This is a genomic window from Paenibacillus sp. GCM10027626, assembly GCF_042676285.1.
Classification (GTDB): domain Bacteria; phylum Bacillota; class Bacilli; order Paenibacillales; family Paenibacillaceae; genus Paenibacillus_Z.
In genome coordinates this window covers 65,488-86,285 of record NZ_JBHTHC010000001.1, presented here as the reverse complement: position 1 = coordinate 86,285, position 20,798 = coordinate 65,488, and the positions used below count along the sequence as shown (strand labels likewise).

Here is a 20,798-nt window from a genome sequence, read left to right as displayed (position 1 = left end):
GTCTCATTCGCAAATAATGCAAAAACACAGTTTTCGGAAAAAGCGCAATAGACAAATCAGATTGTTTTTTTGTACAAAAGCGACAGAAGCAGAAGCCGCTTGTCAGGCAGCTCCCGCCTCACTTATCAGGAAGTTATTGTCCAGCCGCTCGCCATCTGCTGCCTACTCCACAACCTCGCATAAAGGCCATTGCGCGCCAGCAGCTCATCGTGCTTCCCGCACTCCGCCACCCGACCCGCACTCAGTACAATAATTTGATCGGCGTGGCGAATCGTTTTCAAGCGGTGAGCGATCACGATAACGGTCCGGCCGTGAACAAGGCGGTCTATCGCCCGTTGAATTTCCGCCTCATTCTCGGGATCAAGCGACGCTGTCGCCTCATCGAGCAGCACAATCGGGGCATTTTTCAAAATGGCGCGGGCAATCGAAATCCGCTGCTTTTCACCCCCGGACAGCGTGCTGCCGCCCTCACCAACGACAGTGTCATACCCTTGCGGCAGTGCCATTATGAAATCGTGACAGCATGCCTGCCGGGCAGCCTCCTCCACCTCCTCCTGCGTCGCGCCGCTGCGGCCGAAACGGATATTGTTGCCAATCGTATCCTGGAACAAATATACATCCTGAAACACCATCGATACCTTTTGCAATAGCGCTTCCGGGTCAATATCGCGAATATTGACATCGCCCAGCCGCACCTCGCCTTGAGCCGGATCATAAAAACGGGCAATCAAGCGGAGCATCGTGCTTTTCCCGCTCCCGGAAGGACCGACCAACGCCGTAAAAGAACCGGAAGGCATCGCCGCGCTTACATTTTTCAGAATCGCTTGGCCAGTATAGCCGAAAGTAACATTGTGAAACGCAATCGTTGTCTGTTCGGGAGCCGCCGAGCCGCCTGCCATGACGGGCTCCTGCAGCAGCTGCACGATCCGTTCCCCTGCCTGCTCGTGGTATCTGAATTCCGCATAGTTTACCAGTGCAGACGTAAGCGGATCGAAAATACGCGTACCGATGAGCAAAAACGTAACGAACACAAGCAAATCAAGCGTTCCGCCAAGCAGCAGATGAACGCCAACGATCGTCATCATCGTCAGCCCCGCGCGAACAATGATGATAGCAATCAGCACAACAGGACCGAGCAGTCCTTCGAGACGAATGCTTTGGTGCATCAAATTTTTAAAAGCATGCTCAAGACGCACGAACCGCTCGCCCGTCAAGTTATACGCCTTAACGACGCGAATCCCATTCAAATACTCCTGCAGTCGATTAGCCGCATATAGTTTGGCCTGCATATGGCTCGCTCCCAGCCTGCGCTGGAGCCCCGAAGTCAGCCAAATAAGCAGCACTGCGGCCGGCAAAGCGGCGAACATCGCCAGCGCCATCCGCCAATCCAAGACAGCCAGGCCGCCCAAAGCGATGACCGGCATAATAATTGCGCCGATCATTTGCGGGACGAGATGAGAAATCCCGTGCTCCACCAGCGTAAAGTCGCCCATCATCATATTGGCCAGATCGCCGGGGTCCCGTTTATTTAAAAAGCCGAGCGACAATTTGCGCAGATGCTCAGCAAGCTTGGCTCTGCCCTCGGCCGCAACCGTATAGGCGCCGCGGAACTGGCTGCGGTAAGCCGGAATTTCCAGCAGAAACAGGACGATCATCGCCGCGATCATCCCGCCGCATATCCACCACAGCAGGGCAATATTCGTCGCTGTCCCAGGATAAACATACGGCTCGAATACAGCCCGCGCCGCCGCAACAAGCAGCGCAAACGGCAAAATCGACGCAATATTGGCAAGCGTTGTATAAATAACCGGTTTTAACAGCTTGCGAGGGCAGCCTGCGGTAATATGATTCATCCATCTCATAGGCGGCTTCCCTCCATTCCGAGCTGCCACTGGCCGGCATCCATATAGGCATCCCACATCCGGGCGTATTTGCCCTTCGTCGCCAAAAGTTCCTCATGGGTTCCCCGCTCGGACAGCCTGCCGTTTTCCAGAACGATAATTTGATCCGCATCCCGGATTGACGCGAGCCGGTGAGCGATGACGAGCACCGTCTTCCCTTTCATGAGCTGCCCCAGCGCAAGCTGCATTTCATATTCGTTTTCCGGGTCGGCAAAGGCGGTCGCTTCATCCAGCACAAGAATGGGCGCGTTTTTCAGAATGGCGCGGGCAACCGCTATCCGCTGTTCCTCGCCGCCTGACAAGTATACGCCGCCCTCACCGATCAACGTATTGTAGCCTTGCGGTAATTTGGCGATAAACGCATGGCATTGCGCGGCCTTGGCCGCCGCATGCACCTCTTCTTCCGTAGCATCCGGCCGGCCGATGGCAATATTGTTGTAAAGCGAATCATAGAACAAAAAGGACTCCTGAAACACAAAAGCGACTGTATTCATCAACTGCTCGGTACCGATTTGCCGAATATCGACGCCGCCGATCGTAATACGACCACCAGTCACATCCCAAAAGCGCGGCACCAAGCTGGCTACCGTCGATTTTCCCGAGCCGGAGGGCCCCACGAGCGCGGTCACTTTATTATGGGTGGCAGTAAAGCTAAGCCGCGAAACGGCTTCCTGCTCCTGTGAACGGTACGAGAACGACACATCATGGAACTGAATATCCCAGCCCTTCGGCGTAAGCGGCCGCTCCGTCTCCGGTACAGGCCGCTCCGCCAAAATCCGGTCGATCCGCTCCACACCTTCGTTAATATCGCGCAGCGTCGAAGCGAGAAACATCATTTTCAGCATCGGTGCCGATACACCAGGCGCCATGACCAGAAAAAACAGCAGAACGGCGGCGAATGCGGCGCTCCCCGGATTTCGCTCCAGTAAAAACACGCCCGCCGGTAAAACAAACGCCGCGAACGAGCCTAATAACACTTTGAATGACAAATAACCGTTTTGAAACGAATCGGTATACTTCACACAGTAATCGCGGTATTGGACCATATCTTCATAAAATTTTTTAAAGGAGTGCACGGATTGTCCAAACACTTTAATGGCCGGCATTCCCCGTACATATTGTACTGCCGACCCGTTCATCCGTTCCAGCGAATCATGGTACCGCTTCACATTTTGTCTCGCCTTCTCGCCCGACATCAGCTTCATCTGCACGGTAAAGCCGAGAATAATCGGCACGGCGCATGCCAGCGCCAGCCAAATGTTCAAATATAGCATGACCGCAATCATCAAAACAGTTGTAGCCGCTACATGCACCAAATCGGGCAGTTGATGCGCAATAAAGGTTTCCACCTTCTCTACGTTTTGCTCCAGCGTTTTTTTGACTGCACCGGTTGAAGTGCCGTTCAAATAACCGAGCGGCAGCCGGCCGATATGGGCGGACAGCTTCACCCGCATCCCGAATAAAATACGAAATGCCGCAATATGGGCAGCCATTCCGCCAGCATACATCGTTGCCAAACTGCCGATCAGCCCGATCAGCGCGATGATCCCCCAGCGGATCATTAACGCCCCGTCCGCTGCCGCCGGATTCGCTGCATGCTCCAGCAGCTCTCGCAAAATGATATAAATCGAAGCATATGGCACCAGCATCAAAATCGCGCTGATCGCCGACACGACCGCTGCAGCTATAAGCATCCCCCGCTTCTCGCCGGCAAGCTCGAGCAGCCGGGCAATTCCTTTGTTCCCCGACATCGCTTACTCCCCCTTGAAACATCATTGAGAAAGATTATCATCAACAAGGCCGCGCCGTCCACCAATCGCCGGATTTTTATGGCAGTTGTACGGATGGCGCGGCTTAACGGCGGCCTTACTTTTTGCGCAAAGCTTCCATAATATAATCGATACCGTCTATTTTCGCCAAAGCCATCGGCCCCGGCAAGGACGGATCTTCCAAATAATAAACCTGCTTGGCCTTCACCGCCTGCATGCTGTTCCAGACCGAACTTTCCTTCAAAGCCTCCTGCACGCCGCCGGCAATTGGCGTCTGCCAATTATTAATAATAAACAGATGATCCGGATTCAGCTCCGCCAGACTTTCCAGCGATAACTGGCCGGTGCCCTCCATATTAGGCAAAGGCGTTAAGCCCAGACCGTTGTAGAAGGGATCAAACCGCCCGTCATTCCAGGTTGTGAACTGATCTTTGCCGCTATACATAGCGAACATAACCGTCTCGCCTTTTCTAAAAACGAGCTGTTCCTTATATTCCGCTGATTTGCGGTCGAATTCAGCCAACACCGCTTTCGCCTTGTCCTCTTTGCCAATCGCCTCGGCAATTTGCTGCAGTGTCTCGCGCCAATCGCCAGCCTGCGGGAAAATGACTGTCTTGGCAATTTGACTGAGCTGGTCATATTGCTCCGTCATATCATCCGCCGCCAAGATTAGATCCGGCTCAAGGGCGAGAATTTTTTCCAGACTGGCCTCCATGCCCAAATCCGCCACTTCTTTTCCTTGCAGCTTTTTACTAAGGCTTGGGAAATTGGCTCTAATAATCTCTACGCCCTGTGCGCCAATCGGATATTCGTCCAGCACGGCAAGATAATCGACAAAACCAATGTACGGCGTAACGATTTTCAGCGGCTTGGACTCAATAACGGTTTCACCGCCTATATGTTTGACCGTTCTCGGAAATGCCTGCCCCATGGACTCGCTATTACTTTGATTTTGCGGGTGCGCTGTACGGTTTGCTTCTGGATTTGAACTTGAACAGCCTGCTGCCAGCACGGTAATCATAACCGCCAATGCTAACAACCATAATCGCATGCTTACTGGTTCCCCCGACTTGCTTCTCACCATCATTCTCCTCCTGCTGCTGCTCACTTAAATTATTGATAATGCTTATCATTATCAATAACAGCATCATAGCGCGCCTTGACGCTTTATTTCCACCTGCAGGCGGAGCGATATTGGCGGTTAGCCGGAGTCAAACCTTACTGCTCCTGCTTATCGCGCCTTGCCAGTCTTTGCCGATCTTTTCCGGCTCAATACACCCGGATTGACGCCATATTTTTCGCGAAACGCCTCTGCGAAATAACTCGGATTCGAATAGCCGACTGCGCAGGCCGTCTCATTCACATTGCTGCCGCCGCTCTGCAGCATAATCAGTGCCTGCTCCAGGCGATAATCCCGCAAATAACCGAATACTGTAATGCCAAACAGCTCTTTGAAGCCTACCTTCAGTTTGTAATCGTTCATCCCGATCATCCGTGCCAGCTCCATCAGCGTCGGCGGGTCAATCATATTGCGCTGCATAATTTGCTTCGCCTGATATAGCTTGTCGCAATCGCTTACTGACAGCTCCACCTGTTGCGGATGCTCATCAAACAAGCAAGAACGGCATGATTCCGCCAACAGCTCAAGCATTAAACATTCCAGCTCCAAATTGCGCGCTCGTCCTGCCCGAACCGCCTCCAGCAAACGGGAAGCAATCCGCTCTCCAACTGGTCCGCAAGGAAATTGAAAGGCGCGAAAAGGCCGTGCGCCTACAATTTGGGCAAAATCCAGTGTTCGCTCTCCATTGCCGCTAGCCATGAGATGCTGGAAAGTGGCCACCGGCATGGCGATCGACAGCATTTGAAACCGGCTTTGCCCGGTAAATCCCAGGCGGCTCTCGGTTGGCGTCACAAACTCCAGCGAACAGCTGCCTGCTGTCGCTTCATGCTGTACGCCGGGCATCGTAACTTCCCGGCTCCCTTGAAGCAAGCAGTTCAGCTCCACCATCGCCGATACCGGTTGAAGCCCGATATGCCGTTCCCGCTGAACATCATAATCCGAGACGACAAGCTCCATATCCGGACGAGGCTGCAGCCGCCAAAACCCGCTCGGCTCTGCCTGGACGCCGCTTTTCGATAGCTGCTCGAAAAATAAATCAAAATTGTGATGAAAATCAGGTAAGCTCATCGATCATTCCGCTCCATCTTTATGCAGCATCAACCGCATTTATTTGATAATGGTTCTCAGTCTGCATTATAGCGGAAGCAACCGCATTTGACTATCGCTTTTTGCCTGTAAGTCCGCCTTCCGCTATTCCTCATTCATCCCGCCTGCTGTATGCCGCTCGGCAAGCACCCCCTTGAAGCGGTACTGCAGCGGCGACGCATGATATACTGATTTGAACAGCTTGGAAAAGTAATAAAGATCCGCATAACCTACAGCATCGGCAATTTGCGTCACGGTCATCGCCGTTTCGGCGAGCAATTCCGCTGCCCGTTCCATTCTGGCCTGCGTAATATAGATTTTCAACGAGTAACCCGTGTATTGTTTGAACATGCGGCTCAAATAGCGCGGCGAGCATTCAAACAAATCGCCTATGATTTGCGGGCTCAGCTTTTCACGCATATGTAAGCGGATATAGTCGGTAATTTGCTGAATACGCTGGCGGTTCATTCTGGAGAGCGGAGTTTCATATTGCTGCCGCTCCCGCTCCCTGGCAAGTCCGATAAAAACCAGCTTGAGCAGCAAATCAAATTCTTCTGCCCGCCACTTCGTCTCCCAGCGGTCAACTTCAAGTGCACGCTGCAATAACGCTTCCAGCCACTGGGGTTCCTCAACCAGCAAGGGACGGAAGCCATTAATGGACACGCCGCTTTCTGTCTTTCCCAGCCAATTGAAATGGATATAAATAACGGTCAGGCGATTGTGCGGATCATGCCTTGCTTTAACGCTGTCGCCCGGACACAAAAGTGCAAATACGCCGCGCCGCACCGCAAACGGCTCCCCGTTAATTTGCAGCTCGCCTTCCCCGCCGCAGACATACCATATATCATAGTCCGAGATCGGGGCGCGCGGCTCCCACTTCCAATCCGGCTCGCATAAAGCTTTCCCGCAATGGTTATTGCTGCAAAACTCCACTACATCCATCAATACCAATCCCCCATTTGCAGCGATGTGCAGTTTCCTACAAATAATAACCGGTTGCCTCCATTTGGTTAGCTTGCGAATTTCGCTATTGTAATAATAAAGCGTGGCATCATTGCGCAATTAATGTAATAGGAGTGAAGCCGCTTGAAAAAGTTGAATGAAGTGGATCCGCAGCAAATAAATGAACGCCTGTATCCGGTAGGTCCGATTTATGAAGCATTAAGCAGCCCCGATCAATTTACGGATGACCATGTGAGACTATTTTGGCAGCAGGGCTTTTTGGCTATCGAGCACTTGTTGAATAAGGCGGAAATCACTGCTGCAACGGAAGCGATTTCAGATATCATTGCTCATCCCGGACAATTAGGACGAGTTGAATTTACTAAACCGCGAGCTGAAATCGAAGCCGCCGAGCTTGAATTATCTGTTCGCAAAGTGTACCAGTTCGCCGCTGACGAGCCCCGCCTCGGGGAATTGACGCGTCATTCGGTGCTGGTCTCGCTCATTGAGCGGCTGCTGGGTGAACGTTCGAAGCTGGTGCAAGATATGGCGTTGCTCAAACCGCCTCACGGCGGCGGTGAAAAACCGTGGCATCAAGATATGGCATATGGCCCGCTCGCTTTTAATAAAGCGGTGATCGGAGCGTGGATCGCGCTCGATGAAGCCGGCGTGGACAACGGATGCATGCATGTTATCCCGTATTCGCAGCGCGAAGGCGCAACACCGCATTATGCAATTCGCGACTGGCAAATATGTGACACAAGCGTACCTGTGAACCGCAGTATTGCTGTTCCGCTCAAGCCAGGCGGCGTTCTGCTGTTTCATGGCCTATTGTACCATGGAACTCCATACAATTTCTCCACAAAAAGGCGGCGCGCCTTGCAATTCCACTATGCCCCGGAATCTGCCGTGAAGCTGGGCCCCAAAGAATATAAGCAATTTTTCACGAACGAAATGACAAATGCGGAATGCTAAATGCAAAAAAGCCATCCCTTGCGGTTGGTAGCTGCTGCCGCAAGGGATGGCTTTTTCTCACTTGATTTGAATGACGAACGGGACCGTTATAACCTGGTTATTGTACTGGAACTGCCCCCAAAGCTTATACATGCCCTGCTCGGGAAAAACGGTCATAAATGTTGCAGTCGCATTTTCCAGCTGATCATTCATCGCATGGACATGCAAATACTGCTCTGCATCGGCCGACAGGATGACGACATGACCGACCGCGCCTAAGTACGGCTGCAAATGATCAATTGGCTGTTGTGTACGGGCATCCGTAAATTTGAACACGAGCTGCGCTTCATCGCCCGCATGCTGTGCTTCCCAAGCGAGCTCAACCTTTAGTCCGCCGACCGTCTTGGCCAACTGCTTATCCGGCGTCAACTTCTGTAAAGGCGTTTCCCCGGGCCCGGCCTCGCCCTCAGCCCGGTCACTATCCCCCTTTACATGAACCTCAGTCGTTGCCGTCACAGCGGCTCCGCCACTCGGCACAAAGTCAGCGAACAGCTTGTAATCGCCGCCACCCGGAAAGGCCGTCGAAACTTCAAAACGGCCATCCCCTACATATTGCGGATGGATATGATTGAAGTAGGACAAATCCTTGCTCAATACAATCATATGCATCATTTTCTCATGCTGGACATCGAAGCCGGTGATTGGTGAATGATCCGCTTGCCGCAATTGCAGCAGCAGCGTCATGTTCTTTTTCGCATACAGCCTATGCTCATTTCCTGCATCATCTGCAGCCCACGACCATAAAACTTCGACTTGCTCCTCTTTATGAGGGTGATGCTCGCCCGCCAATGTCGTTTTTGTGCCGTACACAGTAGTCAATGCCATCATTAAAGCAAGGAGCACCGTCCCGCCCATTGTCCTCATCCTATCGTTCCCTTCCGATCCACTAGACTTTGTTGCCCATCGTTTTGCGGATCATCGCAATCGCATCCGATATACTGTTCAGATCGGCCCTCGTTTTTTTCAGCCTGCGCCGGCAGCTCTACAGCATAAGAAGCCATCAGTTTACGCATTCCTGCAAGTATAGTGTGCCCTTCTACTACGGCTTTAATTCCAAAACCAGGCAATGCTTCAAATTGCTCCACGTCCGGCAGCACGATGCTGCGAGCAGCAATCCCGGCAACGAATCGCCTCGGCGAGCGGATGCTCGCAGAGCGCCGGTCGCGGATTGCTAAATCCCTCCCGGCGCTTGCCTGCAACGAGTGAGCTTACTTTACATCGTAGCCTTGATCCTCAATCGCTTCTTTGATGGCATTGATTGACAACTTGCTCTCATCATATTGCACCGCAACCTTCTTGCTTGCCAAATCGACCTTGCCAGAAGCACCAAGCTCTGTCAGTGCTTTTTCGATCGAGGTGACGCAGTGGCCGCATGACATGCCTTCTACTTTTAATTGCACATTTTGCATCTTGAACGGTTCTCCCTTCATCAATGTTCTTTCGATATCCCTGTACTTTCAATATTTATTTCATTAATTTATTCATTGTCGCCAATAATTCAGCGATCACTTCTTGGTCGCCTTCCTGTATCCGCTCTACAACACAGCTCTTCATATGATGCTCCAGCAGCAATTTGCCGACGCCATTCAAAGCGGCTTGAATAGAGGAAATTTGATTAAGGACGTCATCGCAATACGTATCTTTCTCAATCAGTCCTTTAACGCCGCGAATTTGCCCCTCGATCCGATTGAGCCGGCTAATAAGATTTTGTTTGGTTTTATCCGAGTGATGGCTTTTGCGCTCGTGCGTGCTGCATGATTCGTGCGTCATCGATTCGTTTGTCATCATACTCCCCTCCCCTTTACTTCCTATTGTACCATATGTGCGTTTCTTTATACAAATAGGGTAAGGGGGTATCTCATTCAAAAAGCTGATCATCGGTTTTTCCTATCTTCACCATAACGGATCTGTATTGGCCTTTTTCGCAAATACTCTATATGATGAAGACACAACACCGGTGAACACATTGACTGATAGGGGTTTTATTTATGAAATGGCTGCGACAATCCGGTCCTGGTTTGCTCTTTGTCTTTTTGCTCTCGCTGTTCTCGACGTGGCTCGGATCATTAATGCCTATTATCGGAGGTCCAGTATTCGGCATCGTCCTTGGCGTCATTATTAACAATTCAATTGGCAAACCGCAATGGACGCACGCTGGTATTCAATTCAGTTCCAAAAAAATATTGCAATGGTCGATTATTGCGCTCGGCTGCGGTTTAAGTCTTACGCAAGTGTGGCAGACCGGCTCGGAATCATTTTTGCTTATGATCATTAGTCTTATCGCCTCGTTTATCGCGGCGTATATATTTGGCCGTATATTAAAGGTGCCGGATCGCTTGCGAACCTTGATCGGAGCAGGCACCGGCATTTGCGGGGGCTCGGCAATTGCGGCGGTCTCCCCCATTATTGAAGCGGAAGAAATTGAAATTGCTTATTCCATCTCGACAATATTTTTGTTCAACATTGCTGCTGTACTGCTGTTTCCATCGATCGGCCATTGGTTTGGCATGTCGGACAGCGCCTTCGGCCTCTTGGCAGGCACAGCCATTAATGATACTTCCTCAGTCGTTGCGGCAGGATATATTTACAGCAATGAAGCCGGGGATTATGCTACAATTGTAAAGCTGACTCGCACGACAATGATTGTGCCGATTTCGCTTCTGCTGGCAGCCTTAATGGGCATACGCAAGAAGAAGGCCGCAGCCGCGGAGCAGGCGGTCGAATACAGCTTCACCAAAGTATTTCCCTGGTTTATTTTGTGGTTTCTCGTCGCTTCGCTTCTTAACACGATGGGCTTATTCAGTCAGCAAGTGTTGGAAGTGCTAGATATGATCGCCAAATTTATGATCGTCATGGCACTAAGCGCTATTGGCCTTAGCGCAGACTTCCGCAAAATGATGAAATCCGGCGTAAAGCCGATTTTGCTTGGATTAATTGTATGGTTCGTTGTCACTGTTGTCAGCCTGGTTGTATTATGGGCAAGCGGTAAAATTTAAGCAGTCCGATGCCTGATGCTGCCGTATTGGAGGATATAGCAATGATCGTTGAAACATTACGCGTATATGTTGCAGTAGTCGAACAAAGTAATTTTTCCCGCGCTGCCGAACTGCTTAATTTATCGCAGCCTAGTGTGAGCCAGCATATTCGCAATTTAGAAAATGAGTTCGGTGTAAAGCTTATGCACCGATCTCCCCATCATGTGAAGACAACCGAAGCCGGCAATATTTTATATACACGGGCAAAACATATTCTTTCCACTTATGAAGCAGCTAAGGAAGAGATCAACCTGCTGCGTGATGAAGTATCGGGCTCCTTGAAGATTGGAGCAAGCTTTACGATCGGTGAATATATTTTGCCTCATTTGCTGGCCGAGTTCGTGCTGCAATATCCGCATGTCGATATTCAGGCGAAGATTGCCAATACGGATGAAATTTCGCAGGGAGTACGTTCCAATACGCTCGATATTGGCTTGGTGGAAGGCAATGTCGAGTCCTCCGAAATATTAGAAACCCCTCCCTTTATGGAGGACGAAATGGTGCTCGTTTCCCCGCCTAATCACCCATTGGCGTTACATAAAATTGTTGAAGCCGCTGCGCTGCAGGATCAGATATGGGTGTTTAGGGAGCCGGGGTCAGGAACGCGGGCCTTTAGCGATCAATTTATCGGAGAGCTTGGGCTCAATCTAAAGCGTTCCTTTATTTTCAACAGCAATCAAGGGGTGAAAGAAGCCGTACTCGCCGGACTTGGCCTCTCTCTCTTATCCCGCTGGGTAATACGCAACGAGCTGCAATCGGGGGAGCTGCTTCCGCTCTCTGTGAAGGGGCAGCGGTTCGTGCGCTATTTTTCAATTTTACGCGATCCTAAGTCTACTTCAGACACGATGGCGGCCCGAATGTTCATTCAAAAGCTGCGTCAGTTCAAAATGTAAACTGCTGCCAATTTTCCTACTGCAAAAAGGCAGCCCATGAATGCACCCCTGTCCGGAGAGTGTTCACGGGCTGCCTTTTCAGGTTCAGGCCGATTTTGATTCGGACTGTTGGCTGCTCTTTGGCAGCGCACGATCCGATAAAGCAACAGCCAGGCAGCAAATGAAGCAAATGCCAAACAAAATACGCAGCGGCTGCTCATATGTATCCGCATCGGATAAGGCGCCGGCTGCCCCCATTGAGCCAACAAACAGCGTTGCCAGCCCGATACCGCCAATTTGCCCCAAGTACCGTACAAGTGCAAGCAAACTGCCTGCCAGACTGCTTTTGGAAGATGGCGCTGCGCTCATAATTTCCGCATTATTCGTTGCATGGAACAAGCCAATGCCAATTCCGAACACAGCAAGCTGCAGACCGATGCTAATAATGCCGATTGTCGGCAAGCAGACTACGAATAGCATCGAGCCTGCACATAAGAACGCGCCGGCAATAATAGGCGAGGAACCGCCATATTTATCGCGAAACCAGCCGGCAAACGGGGAGACAATTCCCATCAGCAGCGGCTGTATCATAAGCAGCGCGCCGGTCGTCCAGGCGGAATAGCCCAGCTCGCTTTGCAAATAAAAGGTTAGCGGAATTAAAGTCGCCGTCTGTGCAAGATTAATCAGGAAAGAATTGGCGTTGCCAAGCCGCACCTTCCGATAGCGAAATAGCTCGCGGTCGATAATGCCGTAATCAATTTTGCGCCCTTGCAGCCATAGGGCGGCCAAACACGCCATACCAACGATTCCCTCAGCAATGACCACTGGCGATGACATTCCAGACGATTTAACCCCTTCAGCCGCCATCATTAACAGACAAGCGCCCGCTCCGAGCAAGCATGTGCTCACGTAGTCAAAAGGAGTCTTGGCACCTTCGCTCTTGCTACTGGGGAACCAGCGCAAGCCCAAAATACACGCCGCAACCGCTATCGGGACATTAATCCAAAACAACCATGGCCAGCTGACAAATTTCAGCAGCAGCCCGCCCAGCGCGGGGCCGGCCAGCGTCCCTGCCGATATGACGATTGCGTTAATGCCGAGCGCTCTTCCGCGTTCATGATCCGGAAATACTTGGCGAACCATCGCCTGGCTATTGGCCATAATCATCGTAGCGCCGAGTCCCTGCAAGCAGCGCGATAAGAGCATCGCAGTAAAGCCATGCGATAAAGCAATGCAGAGCGAGCCAAGACCGAAAATAAAAAAACCGCAGCTGTATACTTTGCGCCGCTCGGTCCGGTCGGACAGCTTGCCCATGAAAGGCAGCAGCACGACCATAGTAAGCAAATAAATCGTCGACACCCACTGGATTTGTCCGAGAGAGACCGAGAACTGATCGGCCATGACTGGCAGCGAGACATTGACGATCCCGACATCCAGCGTCGAAATCAATGTACCCATGTTGATGATTTGCAATATGCCCCACTTGTTTGCCGATGTTGCAGACATGCCAAGGCTTCCTTCCCGAGATTCACCGTTTCGAATGCAAGCACTCCAATCCCAGTAATGATTGTACCCTGGTCACGAAGGTTTGAAAAGGTCTTTGGACGATTTAGTCCGTCTCCGCAGCGCAAAACCGAGCATTAAAAGCAAGGGCAAAAGAACACTGAAGGTCATATCGAGAAATGGCCAGTATTTGGCTGAATATGTACTGTAAAACGACAGATTTGGCGCTACAATGATGGACATGCCGATGAGCAGCGGCCCTGTAGACAACAGCGGCATTCGATATTCCTGCAGGCGGAATAGCTGGTTCAACCCTTGACTAAAGCTGTAATAATAAATGGTTAACTTGAAAAACGTCGTGACAATCCATATCAGCCCCAGCACAGCCTCGATACGCTCAATAAATTTACCTATACTGATCCGTTTCGCCAGATCATACCCTGGATACGTAAACAGTGCCGCAGGATCCGCGCCTAAAATTAATACTGTCAGCGCAATTGTAGCGATCAATATGATACCGCCGATTGTGGCGCCAATGAGCATATCCCGCCGAATATGCTGCGTTTTATTGACGTGCGGAAATATCATGATGAAGACTACAAGCTCCATAAATGGATAAGAAAAACAAGCAATTGAGCCGCGGATCGAGGGCTTGATGCCATTTTCAAACACCGGAAGCGCCTTACTTATATCTGCGTCCGGTATCATCGCGCAGACAATCAGCAGAAAAAATAGAATGATCCAAGGAAAGAGCAGCTCAGCAACTCGCGTGAATGTCTCGAGTCCTTGCCGGACTGCAAAAATAACGAGCAGCAGCAGCAAAATATGAACAGCTTCAATCGGCGTATCCGGCATAATTTGCGATACATTGAAGTCGCCCAGTTCCCGCAAATGCGCACTTAATGAAAGGAGGATGTAAAATAGAAAGGCAATGGAGAAGACACCGCCTATCCACTTGCCAAAAACATGCTCATTCAACTGTACAAGCGACAGCTTAGGCGACAGCTTGCTCACCGCTACCAGCAGCCAAACAATTAACAAGCCGATCGCTAGGCCAATAATTGCGGAAACCCATGCATCGCGCTTCGCTTCCATTGCAGGCACAGAAGGGAGAACTAAAATGGAATCCCCAATGGTCACTAATGCCGCCAATATCTTGAGCTGGCGGGAACTGATTTTCACAGGATTAGACACTAAATACCCCTTCTTTCATCAAAAGCATTCACTTCAACAGCGGCATGACGCCGTTATATATCGGGCCATATATATAACTTAGTATCTGAAGCAAACTCGGCAATGGCATGTGAAGGAATGTAGCAACACAGAGACTGACGCCAGACAACAACAGCACAGCGAAAACGCAAATTTCTCTGATCGATTTTCTTTTCAGCATGGGCGGCAATTCGATCCAAATAATCGCTATTGTGCCGACGATTATATAGATGAGCGGTTTCATTGTGTTCTACTCCTTGGTTACGTCATAAAAGGAATTATTCATCGTCCCTGTGTTACGAATGCGCAGTTCGGTTTGGATATGAACCGGAATCTCGGGAAATCGCCTGTCCCAATCATGCTTAAGCTTTTTCCATTGTTTTGGATACTTCTGATGAAACCTTTCTCCAAAGCCGAACACATCCGTCTTCAACTCGCGCTGTACCTTATCCAGTGCAGCCTGCACAACAGCGCGCAGCCTCTCTCCGCCCAAGCGCTCCAGCTCGCGCAGATTCGCCTGTTCGCTCAAATCCATTTTGCATTGGAAATCGGCAATATTGCCTTCCAGCCATAGCGAAATGTGGATTGACGGTTCTCCCTTCTCCATCTGAGCGGTTACTTGTGTACGGGTTCGGATCACATCGATCGCCACATTGCCGCCGCCTGGACATCTGTAATGTCCGGCCGTTTTAACAACCCGGTTCGTAATATAGTTATAACCCTTGCTCTCCTCCTCATTTAACCAGCCCACAAGCCGATCCTTATAAAATACACCGGTACCGTCAAACTTTAAAATCGTTGGCGAATCTACAGTTTGCACATTTTTAGTCGAATCCCCCTTCCCTTTTTTGCCTGCCGCCATAATTCCTGACATGGCCGGATACTTGTCCCCTGAAATCAAATCGTACATGATATCTTCTAATTTCGTCGCAGAGGTCGGAGCCCAATATTTATCCAGCGTTTTCATTGCATTGGCTATTTTGGCAGCCGGAATTTTGTCCAGATGCGTCAACACCTTTAACACATCCTCAGCCCTGCTTCCTTTAGCAATCAGCACATACAAGTTTTCTTCCCGGATTTCCCGATCGCGTACAAGAAAGTCCATCGCTTTTCCAATACCGTTTTTCGCCAGACTCTCGCCTATTATAATCGTTCGCAATTGGGCCAAATATACTTTGCGCGGCGCGGTTATCGTCGCTTTGCGAACGGCCTCCAACAGCGTCTTTGCTGTTATTGTATAGACGGTTACGGGAGTTTGATAGCCGCCGCCTCCCCCCATCTTGGCGGCTACCTCGCCCGGATTGACAATTTGCATCGATACTCGAAACTGATCCCCCTCCTGATCAATGCCAATTGCTGAAGCGATGGCCAGCTCATTAAGCTCCCTGCGGCTCCAGCAGCCGGTTAACAGCTGGGCGAGCATCAGTAAAATTACGGCAACCATCATTTTTCTCAGCATAACTTGCCTCCTTTCCGCGTCGTTCTATTGATCCTTCTCAGGCGGCCTTGGCTCGCTTGTCCTTTCCCGTACACTATTATTTTCCCCAACAAAATGCGGGCGGGTCTTCATTGCCCATCGCGGCAGACGCACTAACGTATCCTTTATGTCTTCCATAACGAGCGGTGCCATTGGGCTCATATAAGGAACGCCAAAGGAACGCAAACCGCACAGATGAAGCATCAATACAAGCAAACCGACCAGGATGCCCAACAGGCCGAACGAGGCGGCTAATGCCATTAGCGGAAAGCGCAAAATGCGAATCGGAATCGCCATATTGATCGCCGGAAAGACAAAATTAGAAATCGCAGTAATCGAAACGACAATGACCATTGCGGCTGAGACCATCCCCGCATCTACCGCTGCCGTTCCTACGACGAGGGTGCCTACGATTGAAACGGCTTGACCTATTGCGCGCGGCATGCGAATTCCCGCTTCACGCAATATTTCAAAGGTTACTTCCATAATGAGCGCTTCCACGAAAGCCGGAAAAGGAACACTCTCCCGCTGCGCAACAAGACTGATCAGCAGCTCTCCGGGGATCATTTCCTGATGAAAGGTGGTAATCGCAATATAGAATGACGGTCCCATCAACGCTATAAAAAAGCATATTAGACGAAGTATCCGCAGCAGTGATGAAAACTCCACCCGGTAATAGTAATCCTCTGCCGCTTGAAAAAATTGAATAAAAACAGCAGGGACGATCAGCACAAAGGGCGTGCCGTCCACCAAGATCGCAATCCGTCCCTCCATTAAATCTGCAGCGACCACATCAGGACGTTCGGTGTTATACATGGTCGGAAAGGGCGTCCGTGTAGCATCCTGAACCAGTTGCTCAATATATCCGCTTTCCAAAATACCGTCAATATTAATTCTGTCCAGCCGTTTGCGTACTTCCTCTACCGTTTTTTCGTTGACGATTCCTTTTATGTACATCAATGCAACGTTTGTTTTGGACAGCTTTCCAATTTTCCTGCTTTCCAGCCATAAATTTGGATTGCGAACCTTCCTGCGGATCATTGCTGTGTTTGTACGCAAGTTTTCGATAAAGCTTTCCTTCGGACCGCGGATAATCGTCTCTGTTGAAGCTTCCGTGACACTTCTATTTTCCCACCCCTTTAAGGAAATAATGATCCCTTGCCGATAACCGTCCAACAACAGCAGCACATCGCCTGATAGCAGGGCATCGAACAGCTCCCCGAAATGATCTACATCCTTAATCTCCCCGACAGTCAACACTTTACTTTTAATCAGCTCCACCATATTTTGCCGCTCATAAGCAATATCATCCGCAAACTCGAGCAATATGGGGCCCAGCAGAAAATGATTAATCGACTTTGAATCCGCAAGACCGTCTGTATAAATAACAGCAGCTTTTATATTCCTTTGAATCTCCACTTCCCGAATGACAATATCATCGGAATTTCCCATTTTGCTGCGGACATAATCCAGATTTTTTTTCAAACTTGCTTCAAGCAGCTTTATGCTGTCTTCATTATCTTTCGTCTCTTCTTTTTTTTGAGAACCGATTTTCAATCGACGCTTATATGCCATAGCCGTCTCCTTTCTGCTGGATGCCAGTTAAAGTATGTCCCGGACAGCTTTCTTTCACTCATCTTTCTTACAATATTGAAAGGTTTCCGTAAGACAGATCAATGGCAGGCAAGCGGCAGTTTCCTTTAATGTATAAAGTAACGAGACTGTTCAATAAGGAGCGTGTATCCCCATGTTAGAGGTACGCAATGTTTCAAAGGTTTATGGAGGAAAAATCAATTATCGGGCTTTAGCCAACTTGAACTTAACGATAGAGCAAGGCAAATTCGTCGGTGTAATGGGACCGTCCGGCAGCGGCAAAACAACGCTGCTTAATGTCGTTGCCACGATAGACAAGCCAACCGTCGGCGAAGTGCTGATCGACGGCAAAAATACAGCTCAGCTCAGCAAAAGGCAGCTGGCCTTGTTCCGCCGCAAAGAGCTTGGTTTCGTCTTTCAGGATTTTAATCTGCTGCCAACGTTAACGGTTAAAGAAAACATCGTATTTCCCTTAACATTAGAAAATGTCAGCATCAAGGAGCAGGACAGGCGTGTTCAGCGCATTGCCGACAAGTTGGGCATAACACCGCTTCTTGATAAACGAACCTATGAAATTTCCGGCGGACAGTGCCAGCGGACAGCCATCGCCCGCGCTATCGTTCATGAACCAAAGCTTATTCTGGCTGATGAGCCGACAGGAAATCTGGATTCAAAATCGGCGAGGGACGTGCTGGAAACATTACAGCGGCTCAATCAGGAGGAAGGCGCGACGATGATGATGGTTACCCATGACGCGAAAGCGGCCAGCTATTGCGACAGAGTCATTTTCATTAAAGACGGCAACCTGTATCAGGAGCTGGACCGCACCGGCAACCAGCAAAGCTTCTTCCAGGAAATCATGCAAATCATGTCGATGATTGGAGGCGCAGACGATGAATTTTCGGCAGTTCGCCTTTAAAAATGTGTTCCGCAACAAGCGGCTCTATGCCGGCTATTTTTTCAGCTCGGCCTTTTCTGTCATGATTTTTTTCGTCTATTCCATGCTGGCCTTTCATCCGGCACTCAGCTTCTCCGACCAAGGCTCGTACGGCAAAGGCGCTCAAGTTAGTATGGACGTCTCGCAATATATTATTTATGTTTTTACCTTTTTCTTCATCCTCTACTCGATGAGCGTCTTTCTGAAATCGCGCAAAAAAGAATTCGGCATTTGCATCATGCAAGGCATGTCGGACTTCCAACTGCGCCGTCTGGTCTTTTTAGAAAATGTAATTATTGGCTTGGCTGCTACAATTACCGGCATTGCGGCGGGACTGCTGTTTTCCAAAGGCATGCTGATGCTGGGCACAGAGGTGCTTGCGCTGGAACAGCCGCTTACCTTTTATTTTCCGGTCAAGGCAGCCACACTGACTTTTGTCGCTTTTGTTCTGCTATTTTTCTTTATTTCGCTTTTTACGGCGATTATTTTGCGCAGCAGTGCATTAATTGATTTGTTGAAGGGTTCAACTAAACCTAAACCGGAGCCAAAGGCTTCGCCAATACTCGCTTGGCTGGCCGCATTATTAATTGCTTTGGGCTATGTAACGGCTTTTATCGTCGAAGGCCCGCTCGTCTTATTCGCCCTGCTCCCTGTCGTCATTGTCGTCAGCATCGGGACATACTTTTTGTTTACTCAGCTTAGCGTATATGTCATTCATAAACTGAAAAAACGGACGAAGCTTTATCGCAGCAATACGAATATGATTACGCTGGCCGATCTGTCCTATCGGATGAAGGACAATGCCCGTATGTTTTTTCTTGTTGCAATGGTGTCGACAGTCGCTTTTTCGGCAATTGGGACATTAGTGGGGATGAAATCGATGATCACGGAAAATGTCAGCTCCTTTTCCCCGCCCTTCAAATATGAGTCGTATTCTGATAATAAACAGCAGGAGGCACATACAAAGCTGATCGAGCAGACCTTGCAAAAGGCTGGCATTGCCTATACACCGGTCGTAGTTGCCAAAAAGCCTAATCAGGATCAAAACCGTCATCGCTACACCTTTATTGCCGTCTCGTCCTATAATGCCTTTATGGGCGAGCAACTGACCGTTGGGGATAATGAGGCCATCGTTTATAATCCGGACAATAAAGGATTCGATAATAGAAAGCTGCCAAAAACTGGGGAAGAAATTATATTGCCGGAGGGACTAAAGTTTCTGATCAAAGATAGTGCACAGATGCCTTCGCGGTTCCAGCAGGTCGAGTTTTCGCAGGTTGCGATCGTTTCCGATCAAACTTTCCAGGCACTGCCCGCTTCCAAAGCAAGCAGCACCTCCTTTATTTATGATGTAAGCAACTGGGAAAGCACGTTGGCCGCAGGAACGGAGCTTAACAAGCAGCTCGACAATCGTTCCAGTACACATAGCTTTTTTGCCAGAGCCTATGATCTGAATAACGCCAATCAAACATTCGGTCAAATTTTGCTTACCGGACTATTTATCGGCGCGGTTTTCTTTGTTGCTGCTGGAAGCTTCCTGTATTTCCGGCTCTATGCCGATCTGGATCAGGACCGCGTTCAATACCGTGCCATTACAAAGCTGGGGCTGACTGAAAAAGAGCTTGCCAAAATCGTCTCTACGCAAATCGGTTTGCTGTTTTTCGTCCCTATTCTTGTAGCGGTTATTCACGGAGCTGTTGCGCTGAATACGCTGCATAACACGTTTAAGATCAATCTGCTGGCTGAATCGGCTCTCGTCCTAGGTTCATTCTTTATCATTCAAGTCATCTATTTCCTCTTCATTCGCGCCAATTATGTAAGGAAATTAAAAGCAGTCCTGTGAGTCGCCCGTAAATGGGGAGTTCGCCACCGTCATTCGTCTTTATTATTGACCGAGAATAACCTTGTAGGAAGCTCCTGCCTGGCACTAATCAGGCAGGAGTTTTTCTCACCGAAAAAAGCCCGGAAAACCTCCAAAACCTCCAAACTGATTATTGAAGGGCCCCCCGAAGCCGAATGGCCCTCCGATGCCGCAGCCGCTGGAAGAAGTCACCCCGATGGCCAATAAATCAAACAATACAAGTGGAAGCACAAACCCCTTCGTCCGTACCTTCTTTCCGTTGTCTGGCGCTAAAAACAAACGCTGCCCTTGAATTTTAAGCAGCTTGCCACGAATGACAGAACCATCCTTCTTTACTGCATAAATCCGCTTGCCGCACAGTTTCCTTGCTTGCTCCCTGCTTACTGCCATGCGATCCATCCTCCCTTCATCATCTTTGCAAAGCAGCCCGCTTTCCTTGTCTGCTTCCTATTAATCTATGTAAAAAAAGTAGAATG

General features: G+C 49.8%; 19 protein-coding genes. 5 read left to right on the top strand and 14 right to left on the bottom strand.

Annotation, left to right across the window (positions count from 1 at the left end; genetic code table 11):
- Positions 1-125: 125 nt before the first annotated feature.
- The 5 genes from ACFQ0N_RS00380 to ACFQ0N_RS00360 all read right to left on the bottom strand — a co-directional run bounded on the left by ACFQ0N_RS00380 (position 126) and on the right by ACFQ0N_RS00360 (position 6,818).
- Positions 126-1,862: an ABC transporter ATP-binding protein gene (locus ACFQ0N_RS00380; RefSeq protein WP_379322362.1), complete on the bottom strand. Its 1,737-nt coding sequence runs from the start codon at positions 1,860-1,862 to the stop codon at positions 126-128.
- Positions 1,859-3,652 carry an ABC transporter ATP-binding protein gene (locus ACFQ0N_RS00375; RefSeq protein ID WP_379322361.1) on the bottom strand — a complete coding sequence of 598 codons (1,794 nt, stop codon included), beginning with the start codon at positions 3,650-3,652 and terminating at the stop codon, positions 1,859-1,861. The genes ACFQ0N_RS00380 and ACFQ0N_RS00375 overlap by 4 nt, the downstream gene beginning before the upstream one ends.
- A gap of 115 nt (positions 3,653-3,767) precedes the next feature.
- The gene (locus ACFQ0N_RS00370) at positions 3,768-4,721 is read right to left on the bottom strand and encodes an ABC transporter substrate-binding protein (RefSeq protein WP_379322360.1); all 954 of its coding nucleotides are present in this window, start codon (positions 4,719-4,721) and stop codon (positions 3,768-3,770) included.
- Between the two features lie 180 nt (positions 4,722-4,901).
- Positions 4,902-5,858, bottom strand: coding sequence for a helix-turn-helix transcriptional regulator (locus tag ACFQ0N_RS00365; RefSeq protein WP_379322359.1), 957 nt, complete (start codon positions 5,856-5,858; stop codon positions 4,902-4,904).
- 123 nt (positions 5,859-5,981) lie between these two features.
- A complete protein-coding gene (locus tag ACFQ0N_RS00360; RefSeq protein ID WP_379322970.1) occupies positions 5,982-6,818 on the bottom strand; it encodes an AraC family transcriptional regulator in 837 nt (278 codons plus the stop codon).
- A gap of 144 nt (positions 6,819-6,962) precedes the next feature.
- Between ACFQ0N_RS00360 and ACFQ0N_RS00355 the strand changes: the two genes are divergently transcribed.
- Complete coding sequence (locus ACFQ0N_RS00355; protein ID WP_379322358.1) at positions 6,963-7,793, top strand: phytanoyl-CoA dioxygenase family protein; 831 nt, start codon at positions 6,963-6,965, stop codon at positions 7,791-7,793.
- A gap of 57 nt (positions 7,794-7,850) precedes the next feature.
- Here the strand turns inward: ACFQ0N_RS00355 and ACFQ0N_RS00350 are convergent, their stop codons facing one another.
- Genes ACFQ0N_RS00350 through ACFQ0N_RS00335 form a run of 4 tightly spaced genes read right to left on the bottom strand, consistent with a single transcriptional unit; the run spans position 7,851 to position 9,617 of the window.
- Positions 7,851-8,696 (bottom strand): hypothetical protein, encoded by an 846-nt coding sequence (locus tag ACFQ0N_RS00350; protein ID WP_379322357.1) that lies wholly within the window; start codon positions 8,694-8,696, stop codon positions 7,851-7,853.
- Entirely contained in the window at positions 8,693-9,031 is a 339-nt protein-coding gene (locus ACFQ0N_RS00345) for a hypothetical protein (RefSeq protein WP_379322356.1), read from the bottom strand. The genes ACFQ0N_RS00350 and ACFQ0N_RS00345 overlap by 4 nt, the downstream gene beginning before the upstream one ends.
- Before the next feature lie 9 nt (positions 9,032-9,040).
- Positions 9,041-9,241 carry a copper ion binding protein gene (locus tag ACFQ0N_RS00340; protein WP_379322355.1) on the bottom strand — a complete coding sequence of 67 codons (201 nt, stop codon included), beginning with the start codon at positions 9,239-9,241 and terminating at the stop codon, positions 9,041-9,043.
- A 55-nt stretch (positions 9,242-9,296) separates the two neighbouring features.
- Positions 9,297-9,617, bottom strand: a complete 321-nt coding sequence (locus ACFQ0N_RS00335; RefSeq protein WP_379322969.1) for a metal-sensitive transcriptional regulator — start codon at positions 9,615-9,617, stop codon at positions 9,297-9,299.
- Between the two features lie 203 nt (positions 9,618-9,820).
- Here ACFQ0N_RS00335 and ACFQ0N_RS00330 point away from each other — a divergent pair, with 203 nt between their 5' ends.
- The gene (locus tag ACFQ0N_RS00330; RefSeq protein ID WP_379322354.1) at positions 9,821-10,828 is read left to right on the top strand and encodes a YeiH family protein; all 1,008 of its coding nucleotides are present in this window, start codon (positions 9,821-9,823) and stop codon (positions 10,826-10,828) included.
- A gap of 41 nt (positions 10,829-10,869) precedes the next feature.
- Positions 10,870-11,760 (top strand): LysR family transcriptional regulator, encoded by an 891-nt coding sequence (locus ACFQ0N_RS00325; protein ID WP_379322353.1) that lies wholly within the window; start codon positions 10,870-10,872, stop codon positions 11,758-11,760.
- Positions 11,761-11,844: 84 nt separating this feature from the next.
- On the opposite strand, the gene ACFQ0N_RS00320 is transcribed toward ACFQ0N_RS00325, so the two are convergent.
- The 4 genes from ACFQ0N_RS00320 to ACFQ0N_RS00305 form a co-directional block, all read right to left on the bottom strand.
- Positions 11,845-13,245, bottom strand: a complete 1,401-nt coding sequence (locus ACFQ0N_RS00320; protein ID WP_379322352.1) for an MFS transporter — start codon at positions 13,243-13,245, stop codon at positions 11,845-11,847.
- A gap of 72 nt (positions 13,246-13,317) precedes the next feature.
- Positions 13,318-14,436 carry a GerAB/ArcD/ProY family transporter gene (locus ACFQ0N_RS00315; RefSeq protein ID WP_379322351.1) on the bottom strand — a complete coding sequence of 373 codons (1,119 nt, stop codon included), beginning with the start codon at positions 14,434-14,436 and terminating at the stop codon, positions 13,318-13,320.
- A 268-nt stretch (positions 14,437-14,704) separates the two neighbouring features.
- The gene (locus ACFQ0N_RS00310; RefSeq protein ID WP_379322350.1) at positions 14,705-15,913 is read right to left on the bottom strand and encodes a Ger(x)C family spore germination protein; all 1,209 of its coding nucleotides are present in this window, start codon (positions 15,911-15,913) and stop codon (positions 14,705-14,707) included.
- A 24-nt stretch (positions 15,914-15,937) separates the two neighbouring features.
- Positions 15,938-17,506, bottom strand: coding sequence for a spore germination protein (locus tag ACFQ0N_RS00305; RefSeq protein ID WP_379322349.1), 1,569 nt, complete (start codon positions 17,504-17,506; stop codon positions 15,938-15,940).
- Between the two features lie 172 nt (positions 17,507-17,678).
- Between ACFQ0N_RS00305 and ACFQ0N_RS00300 the strand changes: the two genes are divergently transcribed.
- A complete protein-coding gene (locus ACFQ0N_RS00300; protein WP_379322348.1) occupies positions 17,679-18,443 on the top strand; it encodes an ABC transporter ATP-binding protein in 765 nt (254 codons plus the stop codon).
- A complete protein-coding gene (locus ACFQ0N_RS00295; protein ID WP_379322347.1) occupies positions 18,418-20,304 on the top strand; it encodes an FtsX-like permease family protein in 1,887 nt (628 codons plus the stop codon). The genes ACFQ0N_RS00300 and ACFQ0N_RS00295 overlap by 26 nt, the downstream gene beginning before the upstream one ends.
- A gap of 105 nt (positions 20,305-20,409) precedes the next feature.
- On the opposite strand, the gene ACFQ0N_RS00290 is transcribed toward ACFQ0N_RS00295, so the two are convergent.
- On the bottom strand, positions 20,410-20,712 hold the full coding sequence (locus ACFQ0N_RS00290; protein WP_379322346.1) for a hypothetical protein: 303 nt from the start codon (positions 20,710-20,712) through the stop codon (positions 20,410-20,412).
- Between the last annotated feature and the right edge of the window lie 86 nt (positions 20,713-20,798).

Excerpts from the sequence above, each read along its gene's own strand:
- ACFQ0N_RS00350 (WP_379322357.1), bottom strand. The coding sequence starts at position 8,696 with ATGAGGACAATGGGCGGGACGGTGCTCCTTGCTTTAATGATGGCATTG.
- ACFQ0N_RS00295 (WP_379322347.1), top strand. The coding sequence starts at position 18,418 with ATGAATTTTCGGCAGTTCGCCTTTAAAAATGTGTTCCGCAACAAGCGG.
- ACFQ0N_RS00305 (WP_379322349.1), bottom strand. The coding sequence starts at position 17,506 with ATGGCATATAAGCGTCGATTGAAAATCGGTTCTCAAAAAAAAGAAGAG.
- ACFQ0N_RS00300 (WP_379322348.1), top strand. The coding sequence starts at position 17,679 with ATGTTAGAGGTACGCAATGTTTCAAAGGTTTATGGAGGAAAAATCAAT.
- ACFQ0N_RS00360 (WP_379322970.1), bottom strand. The coding sequence starts at position 6,818 with ATGGATGTAGTGGAGTTTTGCAGCAATAACCATTGCGGGAAAGCTTTA.
- ACFQ0N_RS00335 (WP_379322969.1), bottom strand. The coding sequence starts at position 9,617 with ATGACAAACGAATCGATGACGCACGAATCATGCAGCACGCACGAGCGC.
- ACFQ0N_RS00340 (WP_379322355.1), bottom strand. The coding sequence starts at position 9,241 with ATGCAAAATGTGCAATTAAAAGTAGAAGGCATGTCATGCGGCCACTGC.
- ACFQ0N_RS00330 (WP_379322354.1), top strand. The coding sequence starts at position 9,821 with ATGAAATGGCTGCGACAATCCGGTCCTGGTTTGCTCTTTGTCTTTTTG.
- ACFQ0N_RS00310 (WP_379322350.1), bottom strand. The coding sequence starts at position 15,913 with ATGCTGAGAAAAATGATGGTTGCCGTAATTTTACTGATGCTCGCCCAG.
- ACFQ0N_RS00325 (WP_379322353.1), top strand. The coding sequence starts at position 10,870 with ATGATCGTTGAAACATTACGCGTATATGTTGCAGTAGTCGAACAAAGT.
- ACFQ0N_RS00320 (WP_379322352.1), bottom strand. The coding sequence starts at position 13,245 with ATGTCTGCAACATCGGCAAACAAGTGGGGCATATTGCAAATCATCAAC.
- ACFQ0N_RS00380 (WP_379322362.1), bottom strand. The coding sequence starts at position 1,862 with ATGAGATGGATGAATCATATTACCGCAGGCTGCCCTCGCAAGCTGTTA.
- ACFQ0N_RS00290 (WP_379322346.1), bottom strand. The coding sequence starts at position 20,712 with ATGGCAGTAAGCAGGGAGCAAGCAAGGAAACTGTGCGGCAAGCGGATT.
- ACFQ0N_RS00375 (WP_379322361.1), bottom strand. The coding sequence starts at position 3,652 with ATGTCGGGGAACAAAGGAATTGCCCGGCTGCTCGAGCTTGCCGGCGAG.
- ACFQ0N_RS00365 (WP_379322359.1), bottom strand. The coding sequence starts at position 5,858 with ATGAGCTTACCTGATTTTCATCACAATTTTGATTTATTTTTCGAGCAG.
- ACFQ0N_RS00370 (WP_379322360.1), bottom strand. The coding sequence starts at position 4,721 with ATGCGATTATGGTTGTTAGCATTGGCGGTTATGATTACCGTGCTGGCA.